The 23694-nt window shown below is 68.2% G+C and carries 18 protein-coding genes; 5 read left to right on the forward strand and 13 right to left on the reverse strand.

The window, feature by feature from the left end:
• Positions 1–9: 9 nt before the first annotated feature.
• Positions 10–2718 (reverse strand): pyruvate, phosphate dikinase, encoded by a 2709-nt coding sequence (ppdK, locus tag EUC46_RS07285; protein WP_128773521.1) that lies wholly within the window; start codon positions 2716–2718, stop codon positions 10–12.
• Positions 2719–3001: 283 nt separating this feature from the next.
• Complete coding sequence (locus EUC46_RS07290; RefSeq protein WP_128773522.1) at positions 3002–4264, reverse strand: SPFH domain-containing protein; 1263 nt, start codon at positions 4262–4264, stop codon at positions 3002–3004.
• 339 nt (positions 4265–4603) lie between these two features.
• Here EUC46_RS07290 and EUC46_RS12535 point away from each other — a divergent pair, with 339 nt between their 5' ends.
• The 4 genes from EUC46_RS12535 to EUC46_RS07315 all read left to right on the forward strand — a co-directional run bounded on the left by EUC46_RS12535 (position 4604) and on the right by EUC46_RS07315 (position 9470).
• Positions 4604–5899, forward strand: coding sequence for a TFIIB-type zinc ribbon-containing protein (locus EUC46_RS12535; RefSeq protein ID WP_164918773.1), 1296 nt, complete (start codon positions 4604–4606; stop codon positions 5897–5899).
• 17 nt (positions 5900–5916) lie between these two features.
• Positions 5917–6762, forward strand: a complete 846-nt coding sequence (locus EUC46_RS07305) for a TPM domain-containing protein (RefSeq protein ID WP_128773525.1) — start codon at positions 5917–5919, stop codon at positions 6760–6762.
• Between the two features lie 265 nt (positions 6763–7027).
• On the forward strand, positions 7028–8227 hold the full coding sequence (locus EUC46_RS07310; RefSeq protein ID WP_128773526.1) for an IS1249 family transposase: 1200 nt from the start codon (positions 7028–7030) through the stop codon (positions 8225–8227).
• 58 nt (positions 8228–8285) lie between these two features.
• Entirely contained in the window at positions 8286–9470 is a 1185-nt protein-coding gene (locus EUC46_RS07315; protein WP_128773527.1) for a DUF4428 domain-containing protein, read from the forward strand.
• 160 nt (positions 9471–9630) lie between these two features.
• On the opposite strand, the gene EUC46_RS07320 is transcribed toward EUC46_RS07315, so the two are convergent.
• The 11 genes from EUC46_RS07320 to EUC46_RS07370 form a co-directional block, all read right to left on the reverse strand.
• Positions 9631–10959 (reverse strand): sensor histidine kinase, encoded by a 1329-nt coding sequence (locus EUC46_RS07320; protein WP_128773528.1) that lies wholly within the window; start codon positions 10957–10959, stop codon positions 9631–9633.
• Positions 10953–12521: a histidine kinase N-terminal 7TM domain-containing protein gene (locus EUC46_RS07325; protein ID WP_164918775.1), complete on the reverse strand. Its 1569-nt coding sequence runs from the start codon at positions 12519–12521 to the stop codon at positions 10953–10955. Before EUC46_RS07325 ends, EUC46_RS07320 begins: the two co-directional genes overlap by 7 nt.
• 260 nt (positions 12522–12781) lie before the next feature.
• A complete protein-coding gene (locus EUC46_RS07330) occupies positions 12782–13501 on the reverse strand; it encodes a response regulator transcription factor (protein WP_241655463.1) in 720 nt (239 codons plus the stop codon).
• A gap of 293 nt (positions 13502–13794) precedes the next feature.
• Entirely contained in the window at positions 13795–16335 is a 2541-nt protein-coding gene (locus EUC46_RS07335; protein WP_128773530.1) for an ATP-dependent Clp protease ATP-binding subunit, read from the reverse strand.
• Between the two features lie 193 nt (positions 16336–16528).
• Positions 16529–17173 (reverse strand): O-acetyl-ADP-ribose deacetylase, encoded by a 645-nt coding sequence (locus EUC46_RS07340; RefSeq protein WP_128773531.1) that lies wholly within the window; start codon positions 17171–17173, stop codon positions 16529–16531.
• Positions 17174–17197: 24 nt separating this feature from the next.
• The gene (locus EUC46_RS07345; RefSeq protein WP_206645932.1) at positions 17198–17908 is read right to left on the reverse strand and encodes a hypothetical protein; all 711 of its coding nucleotides are present in this window, start codon (positions 17906–17908) and stop codon (positions 17198–17200) included.
• A 1-nt stretch (position 17909) separates the two neighbouring features.
• Complete coding sequence (dtd, locus tag EUC46_RS07350) at positions 17910–18362, reverse strand: D-aminoacyl-tRNA deacylase (protein WP_128773532.1); 453 nt, start codon at positions 18360–18362, stop codon at positions 17910–17912.
• Positions 18362–18781, reverse strand: a complete 420-nt coding sequence (locus tag EUC46_RS07355; RefSeq protein WP_128773533.1) for a DUF2516 family protein — start codon at positions 18779–18781, stop codon at positions 18362–18364. Before EUC46_RS07355 ends, dtd begins: the two co-directional genes overlap by 1 nt.
• Before the next feature lie 43 nt (positions 18782–18824).
• Entirely contained in the window at positions 18825–20402 is a 1578-nt protein-coding gene (ygfZ, locus tag EUC46_RS07360; protein ID WP_241655464.1) for a CAF17-like 4Fe-4S cluster assembly/insertion protein YgfZ, read from the reverse strand.
• Complete coding sequence (locus tag EUC46_RS07365) at positions 20402–21067, reverse strand: heme-binding beta-barrel domain-containing protein (protein WP_128773534.1); 666 nt, start codon at positions 21065–21067, stop codon at positions 20402–20404. Before EUC46_RS07365 ends, ygfZ begins: the two co-directional genes overlap by 1 nt.
• Positions 21068–21264: 197 nt before the next feature.
• Positions 21265–22179: a tellurium resistance protein TerC gene (locus EUC46_RS07370; RefSeq protein ID WP_241655465.1), complete on the reverse strand. Its 915-nt coding sequence runs from the start codon at positions 22177–22179 to the stop codon at positions 21265–21267.
• 82 nt (positions 22180–22261) lie between these two features.
• Here EUC46_RS07370 and EUC46_RS07375 point away from each other — a divergent pair, with 82 nt between their 5' ends.
• Positions 22262–22936, forward strand: coding sequence for a winged helix family transcriptional regulator (locus tag EUC46_RS07375; protein WP_128773535.1), 675 nt, complete (start codon positions 22262–22264; stop codon positions 22934–22936).
• Positions 22937–23694 lie beyond the last annotated feature (758 nt).

Consider the following 23694-nt stretch of genomic DNA (forward strand, 5'->3'; position numbering starts at 1 on the left):
CCGGGACGGTCAGTCCTCAATGGCCGCGAGTACGGCGGCGCGGCCGGCCTCCAGGCGCGCCACCGGCACCCGGAAGGGCGAGCAGGAGACGTAGTCCAGGCCCGCCTGGTGGAAGAAGGCGATGGACTCGGGGTCGCCACCGTGCTCACCGCACACGCCCAGCTTCATGTTCGGCTTGGTGGATCGGCCGCCCTCAACACCCAGGCGCACCATGCCGCCCACGCCGTCGACGTCAATGGACTCGAACGGTGAGGTACCGAAGATGCCGTCGTCAATGTAGTGGCCCACGAAAGAGCTCTCGACGTCGTCGCGCGAGAAGCCCCAGGTGGTCTGGGTCAGGTCGTTGGTGCCGAAGGAGAAGAAGTCGGCCTCCTCGGCCACGTGAGCGCTGGTTACCGCGGCGCGCGGCAGCTCGATCATGCAGCCGATCGGGAAGGCCAACTCGTAGCCGGACTCCGCCGAGACCTGAGTCAGAACCTTCTCGACGCGCTCGCGGGCCATCTGGAGTTCACGGACCGAGCCGATGAGCGGCACCATAATCTCCGGGCGCGGGTCGCCGCCGGCCTTAAGGCGCTCGACGGCCGCCTCGGCGACGGCGCGCACTTGCAGCTCAATGAGGCCGGGCATGGTCAGCAGGAGGCGAACGCCGCGCAGGCCGAGCATGGGGTTGGACTCGTGGCTCTTGCGGACCACGGCCAGCAGGTGCTCGTCGGCGGGGTCGAGGTCGCCGCGCTCGCGACCTAGAGCCACCTTGACGCTCAACTCGGTGAGGTCGGGGAGGAACTCATGCAGCGGCGGGTCAATGAGGCGGATCGTCATGGGCTTGCCGTCCATGGTCTCCAGCATCTGCACGAAATCACTCTTCTGCAGCGGCAGCAGGGCGTCTAGGGCACTGACGCGCTCCTCGTCGGTGGCGGCCAGAATGAGGTTCTGCACGAATTGCTTGCGCTCGCCGAGGAACATGTGCTCGGTGCGACACAGGCCCACCCCCTGGGCGCCGCGCTGAATGGCGTGGCGGGCGTCGTCGGGGGTGTCGGCGTTGGCGCGCACCTGGAGGTCGCGCACCTTGTCGGCGTGGGTCATGAGCCGGTCCACGGCCACGAGGAGTTCGCGGGTGTCGGCGTCCTCGGTGAGGGCCAGAGCCTCATCCAGGCCACGGCGCAGGTAGGTCATGACCGGGGAATCCACCACCGGCACCTCGCCGAGGAAGACCTCACCGGTCGTGCCGTCAATGGCGATCTTGTCGTTCGAGCCCAAGACCTCCTCGCGGCCGACCACGCGCAGGGTGCGGGCCTCGGCGTCAATCTCCAGGGCCTCGGCGCCGCACACGCAGGTCTTGCCCATGCCCCGCGCCACGACGGCGGCGTGGGAGGTCTTGCCGCCGCGGGCGGTCAGGACGCCGACGGCGGCGACCATGCCGGACAGGTCATCAGGGTTGGTTTCGCGGCGCACCAGAATGACGGGATCGCCGGCAGCGGCGCGCTCCTGGGCCTCGACATTGTCAAAGGCGATGTAGCCCACGGCGGCGCCCGGGGAGGCGGGCATGGCCTTGGTCAGCAGGTCACGTCCCTGCGAGGGGCCGAACTGGGGGAACATGAGCTGGGTGAGCTGAGCGCCATTGACGCGGAAAAGGGCCTCGTCGGTGGTAATGAGCTTCTCGTCGACCAGCTGGGTGGCCACGCGGAAGGCGGCCGCGGCGGTGCGCTTGCCCACACGGGTTTGCAGCAGCCACAGCTTGCCGCGCTCAATGGTGAACTCGATATCGCACAGGTCGCGGTAGTGGGTCTCCAGCTTGCGCATAATGGCGCGCAGTTCGTCATAGGAGGTCTTGTCCAACCGCTCCAGGTCCGCCAGGGACAAGGTGTTGCGAATGCCGGCGACGACGTCCTCGCCCTGGGCGTTGACGAGATAGTCCCCGTAGACCCCGGCGCGGCCGGTGGAGGGGTCGCGCGTGAAGCACACGCCGGTACCGGAGGTGTCCCCCATATTGCCGAAGACCATGGTGCACACGTTGACGGCGGTGCCCAGGTCGTGGGGGATCTTCTCGCGACGGCGATAGATGTGGGCGCGCTCGGTGTTCCAGGAGCGGAAGACGGCCTCAGTGGCCATGTCCAGCTGGGTGCGCGGGTCCTGAGGGAACTCAATGCCGGCGTGCTCGCGCACCACGGCCTTGTACTCCTCGACGAGCTCGCGCAGTGCCACCACGTCCAGCTCATAGTCCAGGGTCACGCCGCACGAGACCTTCTTGGCCTCCAGGGCGGCGGAGAAATGCTCGCCCTCAATGTCCAGGACGGTCTTGCCGAACATCTGGATGAGACGGCGGTAGGAGTCCCAGGCGAAACGTTCGTCGCCGGAGGCGGCGGCCAGCCCCTCCACGGAGGCGTCGTTGAGGCCAATGTTGAGAACCGTCTCCATCATGCCGGGCATGGAGAACTTGGCGCCGCTTCGCACCGAGACCAGCAGCGGGTCGCTGGCGGCGCCGAGTTCGCGCCTAAGCTCCTCCTCGACCTCACGCAGCGCCTTGGTGACTTGCACCGCGAGCTCGTCGGGCACTGCACCGTCCCGCAGGTAGGCGCGGCAGGCGTCCGTGGTGATGGTGAACCCAGGAGGCACGGGCAGGCCCAACTTGGTCATCTCCGCGAGATTGGCGCCCTTGCCGCCCAGGAGGTCCTTCTGATCCTTGTCGCCCTCACTGAAACGGTATACGTACTTGGGCATCGTTGCCTCTTTCTGATCGTACTGCCGGGACCTGCCGCAGTTTGCGGCAGGTTGACGCCGAACACTCTAATGTGACTTCAGTCCCAGAAACAAAAACACAAGGTGTCTGTTCGCAGGCAGCCGAGGACACGCCCGGGCGCCGAAACCCGCGCGCCGGTGCTCCCGCGTCGGCGCCCGGGTGCACCGGATACCGGGGGCGCTGGCGCCTGGGGCCGGCGTCTGCTCATCCCGGCGGCGTGCCGCCCGCCGGTGCGCGCACGACCCGCCCGACCGGCACGGATGCTCAGGACTGCGGGGTACCGCACTGAGGGCAGAACCGGGGACGGGCCCCCTCAAAACGGTTGCCGCAGTTGGTGCAGAACGCTGGCGCGGCGGCCGGGGCTTCAGGCTTGGGCTTACCGCATCCTGGGCAGAAGCGGCCATTGGAGGAGGTCTGGCAGGTTGGGCAGGTCCACGTCTCGCCACCGGCAGCCGGCGCCGAGGAGGCGGAGGCGGGCGGGGCGGACGCCGCACTCGAGGGGACTGAGCCGTAGCCGGATTGCTGTGCCGCCATCTGGGCCTGGTTGGACTGTGACGCGGCCTGCATAAAACCACCGCCTGCCTGCATACCCATGCCCATTCCCATAAAGGCCAGGCTGGCACCAGCGGAGTTGGAGCCGGCGGCCTCCATGCCGCGGGCCACCGCCCCCTGGACGTAGCCCTCGCGCACTGTGGCATCCGAGAGCATGGCGCCCTGGTTGCGCATGTCAATAAGCTTGCGGGACTCCTCGTCGTAGGTGATCGAGGCAATACCGACCGAGCAGACCTCCATGCCGCGCATCTGGAGCCATTCCTCGTCGAGCGTGTCCCGCATGTACCGCGACAGCTCTCGCATCTTGGAGGCCACCTGGGAGATGCGGATCCCGTCGACGCTCATTTGGTTGATCGAGCTTTGAAGCGCCTCCAGGAACTCCGAGAGGTACTGCTCCTTAATGGCATCGATGTGCACCACCGTCGCGTCGCGGGGAATCACTTCCTGGTAGAAGAGGATCGGGTTGGAGATCTTCAAGGAGAAAGTGCCGTGGCAGCGCAGGAACAGCTCTGCGTTGTAGAAGGTGTCGAAGTAGTTCAAGGGGCTGGGCGTGCCGAACCGGATGCCCTTGATCTCCTGGAGGTTGACGAAGAACGCCTGCTGCTTGGTGGGCGTACCCCCGCCGAACTTGAAGCGCTCCCAGGCGTCCTTGATCGAGTCCCCCAGGCCCCCCGCGAACAGGGAGGGCATCATGGAGGAGTCAACCGTGTACAAGCCCGGCTCGGCGGTGAACTCGGTGATACGGCCGCCGTCGACCAGCATCATTGCCTGACGGTCGTAAACGTGGATCTTCGAGCCGTTGGAGATGACGTCATCGGTGCCCTTGCGGTTACGCGAGCGCCGGTCGCCCGGGCGCAGCCTCCCGCCCTTGCAGAAGACGACCCCCTCGCCCATCTCCTGCGCCTCGATCGCGTCGAGCCACTGGTCACCGAGGTTGCCGCCGATCGCGCCCGCCGCCGCCAGGATAAGTCCCATTAGAGCCAACCGCCCTTCACTGCCGGATTCCCGGGCCCGACGTCGTCACGGGCCCTCGGGCCGCCAGGCGGCGCCGTCTCCAGCGCGCGTCCTGCACGACTCCGTCAGCCATGATCCCGCCGGCGGCCCGTGAGGAGAATACCCATAAGGGTACCTGCATGCAGCCAAGGCGACCCTCGAGGGTCTGGACCCCGAGCCGGGCGAGCCCTAGCCTTCTCGTACGTAAGCACCTTCGGGCACGATTCGCGGGCCCGGCCGGCGCCGCTCGTCCAGCTCGATACCCCATGTCGACTCCCCTGGCCGTCGCAGCCGGGCCGGCCCCCGCACCCGTGAGGTGCGATGAGGGCAGCACGCACAGACGGTGAGGTCATGGTGAGCGATATCCAGTACAAGTGCCCTTCTTGCTCGGCGCCGATTGAATTCGACCCTGCCAGTGGGCTCATGCGCTGCAACTACTGCGGGAGCAGCGCCACGGTGGAGTCCGTGGAGGCCTTCTCCCGGGGCACCCCAGTACCGGCCTCTGCCCCCGGGGGCGGATACGGCGCCCAGCAGGGGCCGCCAGGGCCGCAACAACCGGGTGCCCCGGGGCCGCAGGGCGGACCAACACCACCGGGCGCCTGGGGACCCCCAGGACCGCAACAACCGGGCGCCCAAGGGCCGCAGGGCGGACCAACGCCGCCGTCGTCGGAGCCGAACATTTCCGTCGCCGACCTGCAGGTCAAGTCCGGCAGTCGGCTCAGTGCCGCCGAGGAGCAGGCGCTCACGCATCTGGAGTGCAACTCCTGCGGCGCCGAGATCGTCGGGGACAATACCCTCCTGGCCACGCGCTGCGGGTTCTGCGGCAACACCTTCGTGGCCGCCTCCCGGCTTAAAGCGACCCAGGCCCCCCAGTTCCTCATCCCCTTCTCGGTGGACAAGCCGACCATGATCGCGGGCTTTAAGAACGCCGCCAAGGGCAGGTTCCTTCTTCCCCGGGCCTTCCAGGACGAGCACACCCTGACCGAGGCCACCGGCGCCTACGTCCCCTATTGGTTCCACGACGGTACGGCCGCCGGCACCGTGCGCTTCCGCGGGGAGAAGGTGGAGCACTGGTCGGACTCCGATTACGATTACACCGAAACCGAGGTCTATGATGTTCTGCGTCAGGGCTCGATTAAATTCCAGGGAATCCCGGTTTGCGGCACCACTAAACTCAACCCGGCCCGCGCCGAGGGCGTTGAGCCCTTCAACCTGAGCGCCTCAACAGGTTTTGCCACCGCTTATCTGTCCGGCTATGCGGCCTCCTCCTACGACATTGAGGCGAGCAAAACGGTTGCGCGCGCGGGCACTCGGGCCAGGGCCAGCCTCTCCCACATGCTCAAGGAGACAGTGACCGGCTACTCCTCCGTGGCCACGGAGTCCTCTGATATCCACACCAATCACACGGCCGTCTGGTATGCGCTGCTGCCGGTGTGGCTCATTGTCATCCACTACGCGGGCAAGGACTACCCCTTTGCCGTCAACGGCCAGACCGGGGAGATCGTGGGGAGTTTCCCGATCAGCAAGGCGAAGCTGAGCATTCTGTACGGGCTCTTCGGAATCCCCTTGTGCACCCTTTTCGGGGCGCTCGGCTGGAACATTTTTCACCTGATCTGATCGCGCAGGAGCACTCGATGAGCACGACCCTTCAACCCCTGGCCGGCCGCCAGTTCGCGCGGATTCGGTCCATCGCCGTCGTCCTGGCCATGGGCCTCCTTCTAGTGCTGGCACTAGTCCCACAGGCGGCCCGGGCGGACACACGGCATGTTATTGACGAGTCAGGGGTTCTCTCCGACTCCGAGGAGCAACAGCTCGAGGATCAGATCCTGGCCACCTCCTCCAAGTACGACCAGGATATTGTCATCCTCATCGCCGACCTCAACGGCATGACCCCCATGGCCCGCGCCGACGACTACTTCGATTACAACGACTACGGCATCGGCCCCAACCGCAGCGGCGTCTTGCTCCTCATTTCCCCCGAAAGCCGCGACTGGTGGATCTCCACCCGGGGCGCCTCCATCACCACCTTCACCGACCAGGGCATTGAAGCCCTCGGCGCGCGTCTCAAACCGTCCCTGAGTGACAACGAGTGGTACAAGGCCTCCACGCTCTTCGTTGACGAGTGCGACCGTTATATGCAGGCCGCCAGCAAGGGCAAGCCGATCACCCGGGCCCCCTTGGATCCCGCGACGTGGCTCATCAACTCGACCCTTGCCACCTTCGGGGTGTTCTTCGGAGGACTGTGCACCGTTGCCATGGTCCACGGGTTCTTCGTCAGCAAGATGAAGAACGAGGGCCTGGAGCCGACGGCGAAGAACTACGTGGTCCCCAACTCCCTGGCAATCACCACCAGCCGTGACACCTTCATCTCCCGCAATGTCGATCGGACACGCAAGGAGTCGAAGTCCTCCAGTTCCGGCTCCTCGACACACACCTCCTCCTCGGGCTCCTCCCACGGAGGTGGCGGGGGCAAGTTCTAGCACCAGGGCCGCGGCCATGGAGCCCAGGGTCGCCCCAATCCGTCAATCCCGACCACAGACACCACCACATCCCGCCAGGAGAAGATCATGGGACTGTTCAGCGCCAAAACATGCGAGCTGTGCGGCGCCAAGGCCGGGTTATAGGGCAGAACGTGTTGCTTAAGATCGGGTTTTTCGTTGCGGTGACGGGGAAAAGTCGGGGTGATTATGGTGTTGGCGGTTAATCCGGGAGGGTGCTTGACATCCCGGGCTGACTGTGTCGTCCATGAGGACGCGATCTGTCAGAGCCAGGACCTGCCCGGTGTGCCAGGAGCCGATGAGGAAGCACGGACGCACCGCGGCCGGATCCCAGCGCTGGAGGTGCACCGCGTGCAGCCTGACCACCACGGCACCACGGGCCGCCTCTCGGGCCCGGACCGAGCAGGCGGCCCCGGGCGAGTTCGTCGCCTGGGCGACATCCAACGACCCTCAGTCCAAGCAACCCGGCGCAGGAAGGGCCTTCCGCCGCCGGGTCTCCTGGTGTTGGCAGGTCCCCGTCCCCCACCCACCAGTCACCGGCGAGGTCTTCCCCCAGGTGTTCATCGACGGGCTGTACCTCAGCGGCGGATGGACCCTCCTGGTGGCAAGAAACCCCACCCACGTCATCGCGTGGCAGTGGGCCGGCTCAGAAAGCGCTGCTGCCTACAGCGCCCTGCTGACCCCGATCGCTCCGCCCGACCTGGTCACCACCGACGGGGCCGGCGGAGCCCTCAAAGCACTCCACGCGCTATGGCCTGATACCCCCATCCAACGCTGCCTGATCCACATCCACCGCGACACCAGGCGAGACCTGACCCGCAACCCCATCACCACCCAGGGCAAGGCCCTGCTGGCCCACTCCCGCAAGCTGCTCAAGATCACCACCCCCGACCAAGCAGCCACCTGGCTAGCAGCCCTGAACGACTACGGCACCCAGTACCACCACTGGCTGGACCAGCGCACCACCGCCGAACAAGACCCCGCCACCGCCGCGCTCACCGGCCGCAAGTGGTGGTACACCCACGCCCGCACCCGCCGCGCCTACAAACGCCTCGAACGCCTCGAACGCCTCGCCAGACAAGGCACGCTCTTCGCCTACCTCGCCGACCCCACCGGCCAGCCCCGCCCCACCCCACTGGAACGCACCACCAACCCCATCGAAGCCACCAACCACCAGATCCGCGACCGGCTACGCCACCACCGCGGCGCCGGCCCGGAACACCAAGCCGTCATCATCGACTGGACACTCTCCCAACTCACCGCCCAGCCACCCACACCAGCCGACGCCTTGAAAACCTGGAACCAGAACAACAGGAGACCGGCCACACGCGTCCCGACCAAGACAACCACCACGCACACCAGCCCACACCCCACCGGATGGGGCACCACCCCCACCCCCGAAGAAAGCCTATGGAACCGCCGAGGCTGGGCAGGACGACCCCACTAACACCCCACGACACGCCACCTAAAACAACACGTTCTGTCCTATAACCCCCAAGGCCGGTATGCTCACCAAACTCAAACTCGCCGAGGGCTACCTCTGCTCACGCTGCAAGAAGAAGGTTTCTGTTTTCTCCTCGGGGTGGAACCGCCTGCGCGTAGACGACGTGCGCGCCCACCTCCAGGCCCGGGAAGCCAACCGGGAGCGCTTCGCCCAGTTTCACGCCGACTATACGGCCGGGTCCGACGGCCTTCTCCAGGTCGACCTGACCCACAGGTGGTTCCTTTTCGGCTTTGGCCGGGATTGGGAGGAGGGCAACCCGCAGGTCTTCGACTTGGCCGCCCTGACCGCCTTGACCTTCATCCCCGACTACGAGAACTTCACGAAGGACACCGACGGCGACGGCATCCCCGACCACCACGACACCGTGGACAACCGCACCGGCACCGCAACCCGGCCCGGCCACGCCGGTTCTCCCCTGAATACTATGAGCTCGGGCATGGGTAACACTCAGCCGTTGGACGCCGACACCCTCCACATGCTCATTCAGACCACCCAAATGTCGCGCTACGTCAAGGTCATCGAGGCGCCGCGGGACGCCAACGGCTACGCCAAGCCCGTCGAAGGGTTCATCCTCCGGTTCACCATCAATGACCCCTACGTTCATGAAGTCACCTGGCGCTCCCGGACGACGACCTTCAGCGGGCAGGGAATGACAGAGGCCTTCCAGCGCTGCGTCGATGTCGCACGGCTTTTCGAGCAGGTCACGAGCACGGCCGCCGCCGGCCCCGTTATGGGCGTCGGCGGGGGCATGCCCGGCGGCATGGGGGCGCCCATGGGGTCCCCCGCCGTGGGCGGCTACCCGCCTCAGCCCGGTTTCCCGGCTCAGGCCGGCCAGCCCGGGTTCACCCAGCCCCTGCAGCCCGGGTTCCCCGGTCAGCCCGGAGTCGCCCAACCCGGCTACCCGGGCCAACCAGGGCTGCCTCAGCCCGGCTATCCGGCTCAGGCTGGTCAGCCCGGGCTCACCCAGCCCCCGGGCGCCGCCCAACCCGGTTTCCCGGCCCAGGCCGGCCAGGCCGGGCTCACCCAGCCCCCGGGCGCCGCCCAGCCCTCTCAGCCCGGCCATCCGGGCCAGCAGGGTTACAGCGCACCGGATCAGCAGGCGGCGCAGGGGGCGACCCCGGTTTGCCCCGCTTGCGGCGCCGCCGCCACCGGCGCCTTCTGCGGGGCCTGCGGCTCCCGAATCTAGGGGCCCGACGAATCCGGGGCCCGATCGTCGGGGCGGACGCGCTTGCCGGCCCTCACCGCTCCTGTTGGGTTTCCAGGTACGAGCCCAACAGGGGCCTTAGGGGTTGGCAGCGGGGTTGACGTCCAGGAAGTCCTGCGGGACTGAAATAGCCTGCGCGCTGTTACACCTCGGATCCTGGGGACTCCCGGCAGGGCGGAATACTGGCCCGCAGCACGAACTCCTTGCCGACCTCGGTCTCCAGGACGCCCCCCAGGGCGACCAGGCGCTGGCGCATCCCCCGCATCCCAGTGCGCTCACGCAGCCCCTGAGAAGGTGTCGGCGCTCCAGGCGCCTCAGGAATCGCGTTGCGCACCGTCATGAAGACCCCCACCCCCTGGTCACCGGGAACGTCCTCCAGGACGACGTCGATGCGCCGGGCCCCGGCGTGCAGGACTGCATTAGTGACCGCTTGGCCAAGAACCTCCACCAGCAGCAGGGCGATTTCCTGGTCCTGCGGCAGGTCCCCGGTGACAATCACCTGCGTACCGACCAACTCGCCGCCTTCGACCACGTCCTCCAGGCGCTCCACCGCATCCCTGGCTCCTGGCTGCACCACCGTGTACTCCGTCAACCCCGCCAGGAGGCCGGAGAGCACCTGCAGCCGGTCGGCGTCCCCCACGCCCTCCTGAAGGAGCTTCTTCGCGAAGGTCAGCCGCTGGGCCAGCACGTCATGAAGGCGGGCCCGGGCCATCAATACGTCGCGCTCAGCCAGGAGTCGACCCACCTCGTCTATGGCGGTGCGCAGTCGCAGCGTCGAAGCCTCCAGGCGGTCGACCTCCTGCGCCAACTCGCGCGTGAGCGTTTCCACCTCAGTGATGTCCTGGCCACTGAGTTCATACCCTCCCGTCCCATCCCTGGCGCGGGTCAGGGCCCACAGGCGGCCCTGGGCCTCCACCAGCATGCACTCCTCGCCCCCGCCCTGAATGCGCATCTCGACGGCCCTGTCCCGTAAAGCCTCCCAGATGTCCTCCAGGGGCCACGCCCCTCTTATGCCGTGCGCGCCCAGAAGAAGGCGCATGGTGTCGTTGACGAAGGAGGGGCGCCCCGCGCCGCCGGAAATCGCGAGTGCGCCAGGGTAGGTGTCAAAAGCGGCCTTGAATGTCAAGGCGGTTGATGCCTGTCGCAGGGCGCGGACCTGGACGGCCAGGAGCAGCCCGGACGCCAGGAGAAGGGCCGGGACTGCCAGGACTACTGACACGGGCGGCCAGCCGCCCCCGCCTGAGCCCGGGCCGCTAGGGGCGGGTGCAGCCCCCAAATGCTTGGCGGCGCAGGTGAGGCGGAAGGCGAGCACTGCCTGGACCACGCTCAGCGCACCCCCGAGGGAGGCCTCCCAGCCACGGCGTCGTACCCCCGCGGCCAGAAGAATCAAGACACTCATCCCCGCCCCCGCCAAGGAGAGGAGTTCTAAGACGAGCAGCGTGCCGACCCCACCGGGCACCGTGCTCAACATGGCGCCCCCTGGGCGCAGGCGGTGAACCGCATGACCCCGTCCTCGACCTCGGCCCGGCAGCCGGCGCGCCGGCCGGCTGTTGTGGACAGTCGCTGAAGAACGGAGGGCGTGAGCCCCTGCCCGTCCCCGCCGTCGGCCTCCGCCTGAATGCGCAAGATGGTCCCGTCCCCGGTCTGGTCGAGTTGCATGAGAACGTCGGCGCCGTCGACCTCCGCGAGCATCAGGAGGACGGCGTGGGCGGTGGCCAGCAGGTGCAGCACCTCGGTCAGACCCATTCGTCCCGGCCCGGTCCTGGCCGCCGCCCCGCCTTGCAGCCGAACAAGACCGGCCGCGTGACTGCTGGAGGAGAAGTCCGCGCAGAGCCGGGACAGGGCGTCGGCCAAGGCGTCGGGGGCCAGGGCGCCGGCGTCCAGGGTGTCGGCGCCCAACACGAGATGACCGGCCTGCTTGGCGTACCCCAGTTCCACACAGGCCTGGCGCAGCAGGCGCGCCCGCAGGGGCGCCGACGCCGTGGGCAGGAGCTCCCCAACCCGGGCCACCCCCTCCAGGCTCGGGGTCATGACCCGGCGGAGGGCGTCCAGGACGGCGGTGCGCTGCGCGAGCTCGCCATGCAGGGATTCAAGGTCCGCGGTCCGGGTGAGGGCGTCGTACTGGGCGGCCGCCTGGGCCCGGATGCGCAACAGGTTCTCGCGCAGCTGGAGGCTGTGTTCGACGTCTACTGTCCAGGTCAACTCACCGCCGGGCACGACCAGGCTGCGCTCCTGGCAGCGGTGCCCGGTCGAGGGGTCGCGCCCCCTCACCAGGGGCCGGTAGGTCGAGGTCTGGGCCAGGACCCGTCCACGCGTTGAGGTCAGCCGGGCCGGGACCTGTGAACGGCCGAAACTGCGGCGGTAGTCCCTCATGGTGGGGACCTGCCCCGAGCGCAGAGCCAGCTCCCACAGGGCGACAATGATGAGGATGCCCACCCGGCTGACCTCCAGGCCCCGAATCAGGGGGCCAATGGTCACATAGATGACAATGTAGCCCGCCAGCACAACGACCAGACCGATTTGACCCGCCATGATCGCGCGTCGGCCGCAGCGGTGGGCCACGCGGACCAGGATCACCCAGGCGCAGGTCAGGAGCAGGGCCACCCACGCCATGACCGCGACGTAACCCCAGCGATAGGCGTATCCGCCGTCGTCAATGAATGTCGGGGACAGTGCGAAAACCTGGCCGTGAACGGGGTTGGTCTCAACCAGGAGGAGGAGGGCCGCGGACACTGCTATGCAGGCGCGCCCCATCCAACGGCTCACCCGGTTCGGCGAATCACCGCCCAACATGGTCTGGGCGATGAGGAGGGCGATCGTCGGGGAGGCGAGAATAGGCACGTAGTACTGCATCCACAGCATCTCATGGGCCCAGGCGGGGGCGGAGAGCTTGAGAAGGCGCACAACGCACCACAGCGTCAGGAACACGCACTGGAGCAGCAACAGCGTACGGATCCGACGGGCGGGGACCCTCCAGTAGATGGTGGCGCCCCACAGGACGAGAACAAGGGTGAGAATGATGTAATTCGCCATATGCTGGCGGGTCCATGCGGGCATCTCTGCGGGCAGGGCCACTAATGCGGTCCCGATCAGAGGCGGGGACGGGAAAGAGGGCAGGGAATGTAAGGAATGCAGGGAATGTAGGGAATGGCCCCAGGAGGAGAGTGCGCTCCAGGGCGACGGCGGGTCGGGGGGCGTTGATGGAGCCGGCGGGACAATCGGGACAATGGGGAGTTCCAGGCTCCCCGCCCAGCAGCGCACAGCGGACCACGCCCCGACGACCAGCGACATACTCACGGCACTCTGTTGGCCTCGCCCGCGGACGCGGAGGCGCCCTCGGCGCCGGCAAGAGCGCTGTCATTCACGGGTGTGGGAGCGCCACCCACGGCCTCATTGACCACAATGTAACCCGAGGCGATGGCGAATAGTGCCAGCCGCGTAATCGAGCGGTATCCGGTCTTGGTCAAGATTGAGGAAATATTGGCTTTAATGGTGTTCTCGCTCAGGCCGAAGCGCTGGGCGATCTGGGCGCGGGTGCGCCCCGCGCAGGTTTCGCGCAGCACCGCGATCTCACGCTCAGTGAGCTCGTTGTAGCCCAGGAACGGCAGGCTCTGGCGCGTCGGATACGTGGAGTAGCCCTGGACGGTGGAGCGCAGTACGGAGACCAGTTCGTCGGCGGAGATGTTCTTGTACACGAAGGACGCGGCGCCGGCCTCGCGGGCCGCCTGCGGGAAGGACAGGTCGGGCATTGCGGTCATGAGGACCACCCGGGTACGGGGGAAGCGTCGAGTGAGCTCGGCGCAGGCGGTCAGGCCGGAAGCACCCGAGTCCGTGCACACGTCCATGAGGACTAGGTCGGGGTCAATGCGGCGCACGGCCTCGACGGCGTCCAGGGCGCTGGTCAGGCCGCCAACAACACGCATGTCCTCGGTTTCGCCAATGGTCCGCACCAGGGAGTCCAGCAAGAGCAACTGGTCCTCAATGACCAGGACAGTGAGTTGTGCGTTTGCCACCGAGAAACCGCCTGCCGCCGAGACCCGCAGGCCGGAAACATTGAACGCCGCATTGTATCTCACCCGGCGCCCCGCCCGCCCGCGCTCACGGCCCGCCCCTCCAACCCGCTCCGCCCCCCTCGGCCTCCCTCTCGGCCCCACCTCCTCCAACAAAATCCTCACAGCACGACGTCCATGGACGTTGCGCTGTGAGGATTTTGTTGGAGGGGAGGGCGGGGAGAGGCGGGCTGGGCGGCGCGAGTTGGAGGGGGCGAGTTGGAGGAGGCGCGGCCGAGGGGGGCGGCGCCGGGGCGTTACTCCATCTCGGCCACGGCGGCGCCCTCCACGGAGGCGACGGTCTCCTCAGCGGCCTGAATGGCCGCCTCATCATCGCTCACGCGCTCCCACGGGACCCCGTGGAAGGTGAACTCCCCGAGGATGCCCTCGCCCTGGGCGTCGACGATCACCTTCTGGCCGCGCTCAATCTCCCCGAAGAGGATCTTCTCGCTCAGGGCGTCCTCAATGTCGCGCTGGATGGCGCGGCGCAGGGGGCGGGCGCCCAGCACCGGGTCGAAACCACGCTCGGCCAGGAGCTCCTTGGCCGTGTCGGTCAAGGAGATGGTCATCTCCTGCTCGACCAGTCGCTTGTCGAGGCGGGCGATCATGAGGTCGACGATCTGGCGCACCTCGGACTTGCTCAGCTGCGGGAAGACAATGAGGTCGTCCACGCGGTTGAGGAACTCGGGCCGGAACTGCTGCTTGAGTTCACGGTTGACGTGCGCCTTCATCTCCTCATAGTTCATGGCGCCCGAGGCAGTGGATTGGAATCCCGTGGCCACGGACTTGCCAATGTCCTTCGAGCCCAGGTTCGTGGTCATAATAATGACGGTGTTCTTGAAGTCCACCACCCGGCCCTGGGCGTCGGAGAGGTGCCCATCCTCCAGGATCTGAAGCAGGGAGTTGAAGATGTCCGGGTGGGCCTTCTCCACCTCGTCGAAGAGCACCACGGAGAAGGGCCGACGACGCACCTTCTCGGTGAGCTGGCCGCCCTCGTCGTAGCCGACGTAGCCGGGGGGCGCTCCGAACAGACGCGAGACCGTGTGCTTCTCGGCGAACTCGCTCATGTCGAGCTGGATGAGGGCGTCCTCGTCGTCGAAGAGGAACTCCGCCAGGGCCTTAGCCAGCTCGGTCTTACCCACACCGGTGGGGCCGGCGAAGATGAAGGAGCCACCGGGCCGCTTGGGGTCCTTCAAGCCCGCACGGGTGCGACGGATCGACTTGGATACGGCCTCAATGGCCTTGTCCTGGCCGATAATCCGCTTGTGGAGCTCGGCCTCCATATTAATGAGCTTGGCGGACTCGGCCTCGGTCAGCTTGACCACCGGAATACCCGTGGACATGGCCAGGACCTCGGCCACAAGGTTCTCATCGACCTCGGCGACCTGATCGAGGTCGCCGGCCTTCCAGGCCTTCTCCTTCTCGGCGCGCTGTTCGGCCAGGCGGCGCTCGTCGTCGCGCAGGGCGGCGGCGCGCTCGAAGTCCTGGTCGTCGATCGCGGACTCCTTCTCGCGCTTGACGGCCGCAATCTGGTCGTCAATGTCCCGCAGGGCCTGCGGGGCGGTCATGCGGCGGATACGCAGGCGCGCGCCCGCCTCGTCGATAAGGTCGATGGCCTTGTCCGGCAGGAAGCGGTCGTTAATGTAGCGGTCGGCGAGCTTGGCGGCCGACTCAATGGCGTCGTCGGTAATGACCACCCGGTGGAAGGCCTCATAGCGGTCGCGCAGACCGGTAAGAATGCGAATGGTCTCCTCAATACTGGGCTGGTCCACGGTCACCGGCTGGAAGCGCCGCTCCAGGGCCGCATCCTTCTCGATCTTGCGGTACTCCTCCAAGGTGGTGGCCCCAATGGTCTGAAGCTCACCACGGGCCAGCATGGGCTTGAGAATGGAGGCGGCGTCGACAGCGCCCTCGGCGGCCCCGGCACCCACGAGGGTGTGGATCTCGTCAATGAACAGGACAATGTCGCCGCGGGTGCGGACCTCCTTGAGGACCTTCTTGAGCCTTTCCTCGAAGTCGCCGCGGTAGCGCGAGCCGGCCACCAGGGAGCCCATGTCCAGGGAGTAGAGCTGCTTGTCGCGCAGAGTCTCAGGCACATCCCCGTGGACAATGGACTGACTCAGGCCCTCCACGACGGCGGTCTTACCCACGCCGGGCTCACCAATGAGGACCGGATTGTTCTTGGTGCGCCGTGAGAGGATCTGCATGACCCTCTCCATCTCCTTGTGGCGGCCAATGACCGGGTCGAGCTTGCCCTCACGCGCGGCGGCGGTGAGGTTGCGCCCGAACTGGTCAAGGATGGCGCTTCCGGAGGGCACGCCCTCCTTGGAGGGGCCACCGGCGGTCACCGACTCCTTGGACTCGTAACCGGAGAGCATCTGCATGACGGTCTGACGGACGGCTGACAGGTCGGCGCCGAGCTTGGTGAGAACCTGGGCGGCCACGCCCTCGCCCTCGCGCAGCAGCCCCAGGAGGATGTGCTCGGTGCCAATGTAGCTGTGGCCGAGTTGCAGGGCCTCGCGCAGGGAGAGCTCAAGGACCTTCTTGGCGCGGGGGGTGAAGGGGATGTGGCCCGAGGGCGCCGACTGGCCCTCACCGATCATCTCGACGACCTGGGCGCGCACCGCGTCCAGGGAGATCTCCATGGACTCCAGCGCCTTAGCGGCCACACCCTCGCCCTCGTGGATGAGTCCAAGGAGGAGGTGCTCTGTGCCGATGTAGGTGTGGTTGAGCGCCCGAGCCTCGTCCTGGGCCAGGACGACGACACGGCGGGCTCGGTCGGTAAAGCGTTCGAACATCGCTAGTTTCTCCTCGGCACGTGCGATCGGGTCGCACCCTGGAGTAGTCATTTGGGAACAAGGGCGCGGGCACGTGCTGACAAGGCTAACGGTGGCCCCGCGAGCCCCATGCCCCTGTTCGCGGTAGGCGTGAGTCAGGGTTGAGTCCCATCGGCTCAAGAAGAAGGGGTGGATGGGGGGCGAAGCCGCGGCCTCAGTGCGCTAAAGCGTCCTCAAAAGCCCGCAGCAGACGCGGGGAGAACAAGACGAAGCGGATGAGCCGGAGACCCTTGGCCCCCGCTCCACCGCCCGGCCGGCCCCCGACGGCGGATGGGGCCGGGCCGCCGACGGCGTCGTCCCCTTCCCCGCCATCGGCAGTGCTCTCGCGGATCTCGCAGCTCTCGCTGTTCTCGCAGTTCTCGCGGTTCTGACGCGCTCGAGCCGAGGCGACGGCGGTGCGGGCGACCTCACGGGCGTCCCAGCCGTAGACCCCAGCGGACACGGCGGGCACGGCCACGCTGGAACAGCCCAGCTCCTCGGCGAGATCCAGGCTGGAGTCGAAGGCTGAGCGCAGCAGTCCGGGATCGGTCTGCCCGGCGTGCCGATTCGGGCCCACCGTGTGGATGACCCAGGAGGCGGGCAAGTCGAAGCCGGGCGTGGCCACGGCCCGCCCCACGGGCAGCCCCTCCGGGAGGCTGGTGGCGCGCAGCCCGCGGCAGGCCTCCAGAAGTCCTGGGCCCGCCGCGCGGTGAATGGCGCCATCGACCCCGCCCCCGCCCAGCAGGGAGGAGTTCGCCGCATTGACGATCGCGTCAACCTCCTGGACCGTAATGTCCCCGAGTACCGCCTCAATGATCATGACTGCACCCTAGTCTTCTCGCGGCTACTCACAGATGCTCTCCCCAATGCTCGTCAATGCTCGTCCCCTCGCCCGTTCGAGTCGGCCGTCCCGCTCGACTCGGCGCCGCACGCCGGCCAGCAGCCCGCGGGTCATGAGCCGTGAGACCGGCAGGGTGGCGGCCACCACCGCCCAGGCCACCGCCGCATGCGGGCGGTAGCGTTCACGCACCAGCAGGCGACAGCCGCCCACGGTCTCCAGCAGGACGAAAGCCCACGTGAAGTCGAAATCCATGGTGGCCCCGGCGGATTGAGGGGCCCGAACGCCCTGAGAGCTCAGGACCAGCACATGGTTGGCCTCCAACAGGGCCACCCGCAGGCCGAAACCCGCTTCGGCGGCCAGGAGCACCTGATCCCCCACAGCTAGGTCCTGCCACTGGGGGTGGATGGCATTGGCATTGTGTATGCCCAGACCCACCGCTCGTTCTAGGCGGTCGAAGGTGTAAAAGCCGCCGCGGTCGGCCCCCATCTGCACCAGCCACGGCCAGATCCTCTCCGCTGGGGCGGCAATGTCCAGGCCGTGCGTGGCCACAATGGGCGCCCCGGGCAGCAGACAGTCGCCGGGCAGGGCCAGGTCGGCGTCGGGCCCGCCGGTCAAGACGCGCGCAACCGCTGCGCCCGCCACGGCGGCCGCCCCTGCGCCGAGCACTGCGCGCCCCAGCAGCCGGCACGGACTATGGGCGTGGTGTGGGCTCATCTCAGGCCTCCAGGAGAATGGTCACCGGGCCGTCGGCCTCCATGTCGATTCGCATGTGGGCGCCAAAGCTCCCCGTGGCAACCTCCAGGCCGCGCCCCCGTAAAGCGGCGACGACGGCGTCCACCAGCGGCTCGGCCACCGGCCCGGGGGCGGCACTATTCCACGAGGGGCGCCGCCCCTTGCGCACGTCGGCGTAGAGGGTGAACTGGGAGACCACCAGCACCGGGGCGCCCAGGTCGCCGGCCGACACCTCGCCGCCGGCCGCGCCGCCGGAGGACCGGCCCTCGAATAGGCGCAGTTCGGCGATCTTGCGGGCAATAGTGGCGACTTGCGCCGGACCGTCATGATGGGTGGCGCCAATGAGGGCGAGCAGGCCCGGGCGCGTGATCTGCCCAACCACCTCCCCATCGACGCGCACGGCGGCACGGTTGACGCGCTGCAGGACGGCGCGCATTAGCGCCCCCACCTTCCCCTGCCCCTGCGCGAGCGCCACGAGGAGCCGGGGCGGGACTGCCCCGGCTTACGCACCTGAGAGCGCACGCGCACCGGCTTGTAGTAGTCCAGGGCGGGTTTGGCGTCCGCCAGATAGACGGCGCTGGCGACCACGGCCAGCAGGCTCAAGAAGAAGAGCGTGCCACCGGATCCGAGGAGTGAGCCGAAGAGCGTCAGGGCAATAGCTCCAGTACTGAGGGCATTGACCCAGGTCCAAAAACCCTTGGTGCGCTTGTCCGCCGCCACGAAGTGCTGTGCGGGGCGGCTCAGCGTGTCGACAAGCGCCCAGACCCCCATAAGGACCCCGACAATCCAGGCTCCCCGCCAGGTCCAGACGACAACCAGGTTGAGGTAATAGGCAATGAGGACAAGAATGCTCACGGACCCAGCCTAACGGTTCAGCGCGACCAGAAAGCGACGCCTTTCACGACTGGCGCAGCAGGCTGGTGCGAAGGGCAACACCGGGGCGCTGCGCCGGGCTGGCCTGGGCCCGCCCCTCGGGGGAGACCAGCAGCTCCTGAGCAGCAGCCACCCGGCCGACGACCACGGGCGGGGAGTCGGCCCGCCCCGCGTCGACGCCCGCCTCAATGGACTCGGCGGGGTCATCAGCGAGGTCAACGGTCAAAACCGCATCGAGGGGAACATTGCGCCGCAGCAGCGCCAGCCCCATGGGGCCGAGCTCGTAGTGGCGGGTCACCGAGGTCAAGGTGCCCACAACCCGCTCCCCCAGGCGCACGCAGGCGCCGGGCAAGGGCGTGCCCCCAACGAGACCATCGAGTTGGAGCGCCACCAGGCGCCGCGGCGGGCGCCCCAGGTTGAGGGTGCGCGCCACGGTCTCCTGGCCCGGATAGCAGCCCTTGTCCAGGTGGACGGCGGTGCGCAGCCAGTCGAGTTCGTGGGGAATGGCGCGCGCATCGACTTCCCGCGCCCACCGGGGCCGGCCCGCCTCTATCCGCAGTGCCTCCCAGGCCAGCGAGCCGGCCAGGCTCCGCTGAGGGGCGCCGGCGAGGAAGACCTCGGCAACACTGCACACGGCCCCGACCGGGACCAGCACAAAACCGGCGTCGTACCCGGCGCCGGGGTGCTCGCGGTCCTCCAGGCCGACGTCGTAGCTGGTCCCGCCCTCCACGACACCGGGCCACGAGTCGCGCCACAGGCCCCGGTAGGCGCACTCCCCCCGCACGACCACTGGGGCGCGTCCGGGAACGCCGGCCTCCCGGGCGCCGCTCTCAGCTGGGGCACCACCGGGAACGCCGGCCTCCCGGGCGCCGCTCTCGGCTGGGGCGTCACCGGGAACATCGGCCTCCCGGGCGCCGCTCTCAGCCGGGGCGCCACCGGGAACATCGGCCTCCCGGGCGCCGCTCTCAGCCGGGGCGCCACCGGGAACATCGGCCTCCCGGGCGCCGCTGGCGCCGGGCCCGCCACGCGCCCCGGAAACCTCCGACCGCCGGCTCGGCGCACCGGGCCCCGACACGGCACCTGCGGCACCGTTCCCCCTCCCCGGTGCACCGGCTCCGTCCGACACTCGCGGCACCGCGCGCGCGGCCGCCTCCAGGGCCGCCAACCCCGTCCCCATCGCCCCCAGGGCCACGAGGTCGGTGGCCTCTACCTCGACGCGCAGCATAAAGCGCATTCGCCTCAGGAAGTCGATCAGTTCCTCGCCGCGCCCGGCCTCGGTGACGAGCAGCAGGTGCTCGCCGTCGTCCACGGCCGCGAGCGCGTGCACAATCCGCCCTTGGGCGTCCAGAAGCAGGGCTTCAGCACCGCCGTCGTCGGGGACCAGCCCGGTGAGGATCTGACTGGACAAGGTGGTGAGCCAGCTCAGCCGGTCCGGACCGCCCACGGCCACAACATCGCGCGCCAGGGCGGCAATGGCGCGGCCTTCGGCCAGGGCGGCCTGCTCGCGCAGAGGATCGCCATAGTGGGCGGGAACGGCCTCGTCGGGGTCGGCGACGGGGTTGGCAATGGCGCCGGAACGCTCCAGCAGCATGGAGCGGCGCATTAGACACCCCCCACCGGAGAGCCGGCGACGTCATCCTTATTATCCTTATTGTCCTCGGCGCCCTCGACGCGGCCCAGGCGCCCGGAGGCGTAGGTGGTCGACTCCTCGACATCGAAGGCCGCCATGTCCTGGGTCCACATGAGGTCGCCCCCGACGAGCCCGAACATGCGGGTCATCTCGGTCAGGACGGCAGCGCTGCGGCTGCGGCCCACCGCCTGGGTGCCGACCTGGGCGCGGGGGCCCTGGATCCAGCCCTCCCAGACGCCCACATGCCCGGCGGGATCGGCTGAAACCAACTCCAAACGGGTCAGCGGGGTCCGGGAGGCGGCGTCCTGGCCGTCCTGGGCCTCCGGCTGCTCCTGGGAGATGGGGCGCCAGTAGGCGGTCTCAGTGGACCACACCTGGGCGGGAACGAGGCGCGAGGCGCCCTCCAGCCCAGGCATCTCAAAGTCGAGGTTCTTGCTGCGGGTGGAGTCGACGGTCCAGATGGTTGTGACCTGGCGCAGGTAAGGGCCGTCATCGTGGTCGAAGACCATCTCTTGGTAGACGGCCTGCTCCGGGATGATCTCACCGTAGGTGAGGATGCCGTAGCCGCGCCAGGCGCCCACCATCCAGGCCAGAGGGTAGAGCTCCGGAGGAAGGTTGTCGGGGAGGGTGAATGCCATAGGAGCAGCCTACGGGCGCCGGGGCTGCTGCGGTCGTGGGCCCGGGCACGTTCCCGGCCCGGGGCGCAGTGGACGGGGTGCTCTCCTGGCGGCGGGCGTGGTCGGGGCCCAGCAGGGCTCAACCGGGGACCGACCCAAATTCGGCCAGTACCCGGCCGGGGCGCGATCGGGACCCGCCCAGCGGAAGATGCCGCGGTTCAGCCGGAAATAAAGCTGCCCATGAGTCGGGCAATGGCGTACACCGGAGCACCGACGGCCAGGATCGGCACGACGGCGCTGGCGACCGCGGCCCGGCCCCCCGGCACCCAACGATGAGTCCACAGCACCCGGTTGGCCGAAGCCATGAGGATGCCGGCCACGAAACCGACGACGAGGCAGGCCGCCGCGGACTGCATTGCCGGGACGGCGCCGGTGTGGGCCGGCCCGAAGAAACCGATAGCGGCGAGCAGACCCCCCGCGACCCCGGAGACCAAGGGGGACACCGTCGTCGTGAGCACCTCCAGGATGGTGGCGCGCACCTCCAAGGTGGTCAGCAGCGCGCCGGTGAACAGGGCCAGGCTGCACGGGACGAGGATCGCCGGGTCAGCAATGTTGGGGGCCAGGGCGCACCATCCGGCGCCCGAGACCACAATGAGGTTGCCGGTCATTGTCGCCGAAAGGTCTTCCACCAGGTCCTCGCGGCCATCGCGGCGCAGCATCTGAGCAACGAAAGAAGCCAGCACCGAGGCGGCCATGACCACGCCGGCCGCCCCGAAGTCGCCCAATAGCGCCACCGTGACCGCCGCGGCAGTCCCAGTGAGGGTCACAACCGCGGTCGAGAGCGCGTCATGGCGGGCGCGCACCAGTGCCGGCCACCCCTGGGCGGCGGCCGGCACCAGCAGGACCATGAGAATCAGGCGCGTCCAGGTGGGGAGAGCAGCCGAAATAGCCAGAAGCACCGGGACAATGCCGGCGAATGCCAGACGAGTCCAGGCCGGGTCTACCAGACCCGGCTCGGTAGGGGTGTGCCCGCCACGGCGGGTGCCGTAGTCATGCGAGGAGGGGGCGTGACGGTGCTGGCCCGGCGGGGCGGGGGGGATGGTGGGGGCGTCGTGGTCGTCCACGGGTGGCATCGTCGCACACCTGTAACAGGGCTATGTGCTTGACTGAGCGTACGGGTAGCGTACAGGTAGCGCGCGGGAAGGAGTCAGGAGCGTGCGTATTATCATGTTCACCCGCGAAGAGGAGGTGACCGGCGTACTGCCCTCAGCCTCCTTCCTGGACTCACCCGTCGAGTGCCACATCCCCGCCCCCTCGTCCTACGCCCAGATTGACGGAGCCGACGTGGTCATGGTGGATGCGCGCGGTGACCTGACCCGAGCCCGGGCCCTGTGCCAGCTTTTGACTGGCCCCATGGACTGCCCGCCGATCATTCTCATTCTCAAAGAAGGCGGTGCCGCCGCCATTCAGAGCGACTGGGGCGCCGCCGACTTCATTATGGAAAGCGCCTCACCGGCCGAGCTCGCCGCCAGGCTCCGGCTTCTGCGCAGTCACACTCCCACCCCCGCTCCACTCAATGAGGACCGCCTGGAGGTGGGAGATCTTGTTATTGATGTCACTGCATACACGGCCCGCATCCGCGGCTCGATCATTGACCTGACTTTCAAGGAGTTCGAGCTGCTGAAGTTCCTGGCGCTCAACCAGGGGCGGGTCCTCACTCGTGAGGCGCTGCTCGACGAGGTGTGGGGCGAGGACTACATTGGCGGCTCGCGGACGGTGGACGTCCACATCCGCCGCCTGCGCGCCAAGCTCGGCACGGAGCACGACCATCTCATTGGCACCGTGCGCAACGTCGGTTATCGCCTGGACGCCCCGGAGGACGGAGAGTAGACCAGCACTCGGCCCCGCCCATCCGGCCCGGTCCGCCAGGTCGCGCACCTGCGTGCCGCGTGTCGTCTTCGTTGATGGGTGCAACTGGGTCGTCGCGTGTGGCTGTAAGCCGGGGGTGTTCCTGTTGGCTGTGATGCCGCCCGGCTCCCGGAGTGGCGCGCGAGGCCGCCTGTGTCGGCCTGGATTCTTAATGAGGGGTGCTGCCCGGTTCCCGTGGGTCGCGTCGTCTGGGATCCCCCGGCGCCATCTGGGACTCCCCGGGGGTGTGCGGGCTTGGGTTGAACCGGGCCTCAGCCGAGCAGGTCCTGGACGGACCCCCGGAGGTGTGCGGGCTTGGGCTTCGGGGCGGGCAGACCGAGGGTCCGGGCTCCGTGACCCCCGGGCGCGGGCCCGGGATTGAGCGTTGCACATTCTTTCTTCCCTCGAGGAGTGGGGAGCCGCGGAATCCTGCGGATCTGCTCGGGATCCGGGGGCCCGGGAACGGGATGAATGTGCGAACGGGGACGCCGTTGCACATTCATCCTTGCCGAACCGACCCCCTGCAACGGCGGATCGTTGAAATACCAACGATCCCCCACAGACAGGCGCAAGAAGAATGTGCAACACCGCCAACCCCGCCGGCCACCCGCCCGCCGGCGCAGCCGCCGCCGTCAAAAACCCCGGCCCCGACACACCGTCACCAAAAATGGCGCGGCTCGGGTCGGAGGGCCCGGCCGAGGCTGCTATCCTCATGCGCGGCGTCGGGCCGCGACGGGCCC

The sequence above is a fragment of the Actinomyces oricola genome (assembly GCF_004104015.1).
Classification (GTDB): domain Bacteria; phylum Actinomycetota; class Actinomycetes; order Actinomycetales; family Actinomycetaceae; genus Actinomyces; species Actinomyces oricola.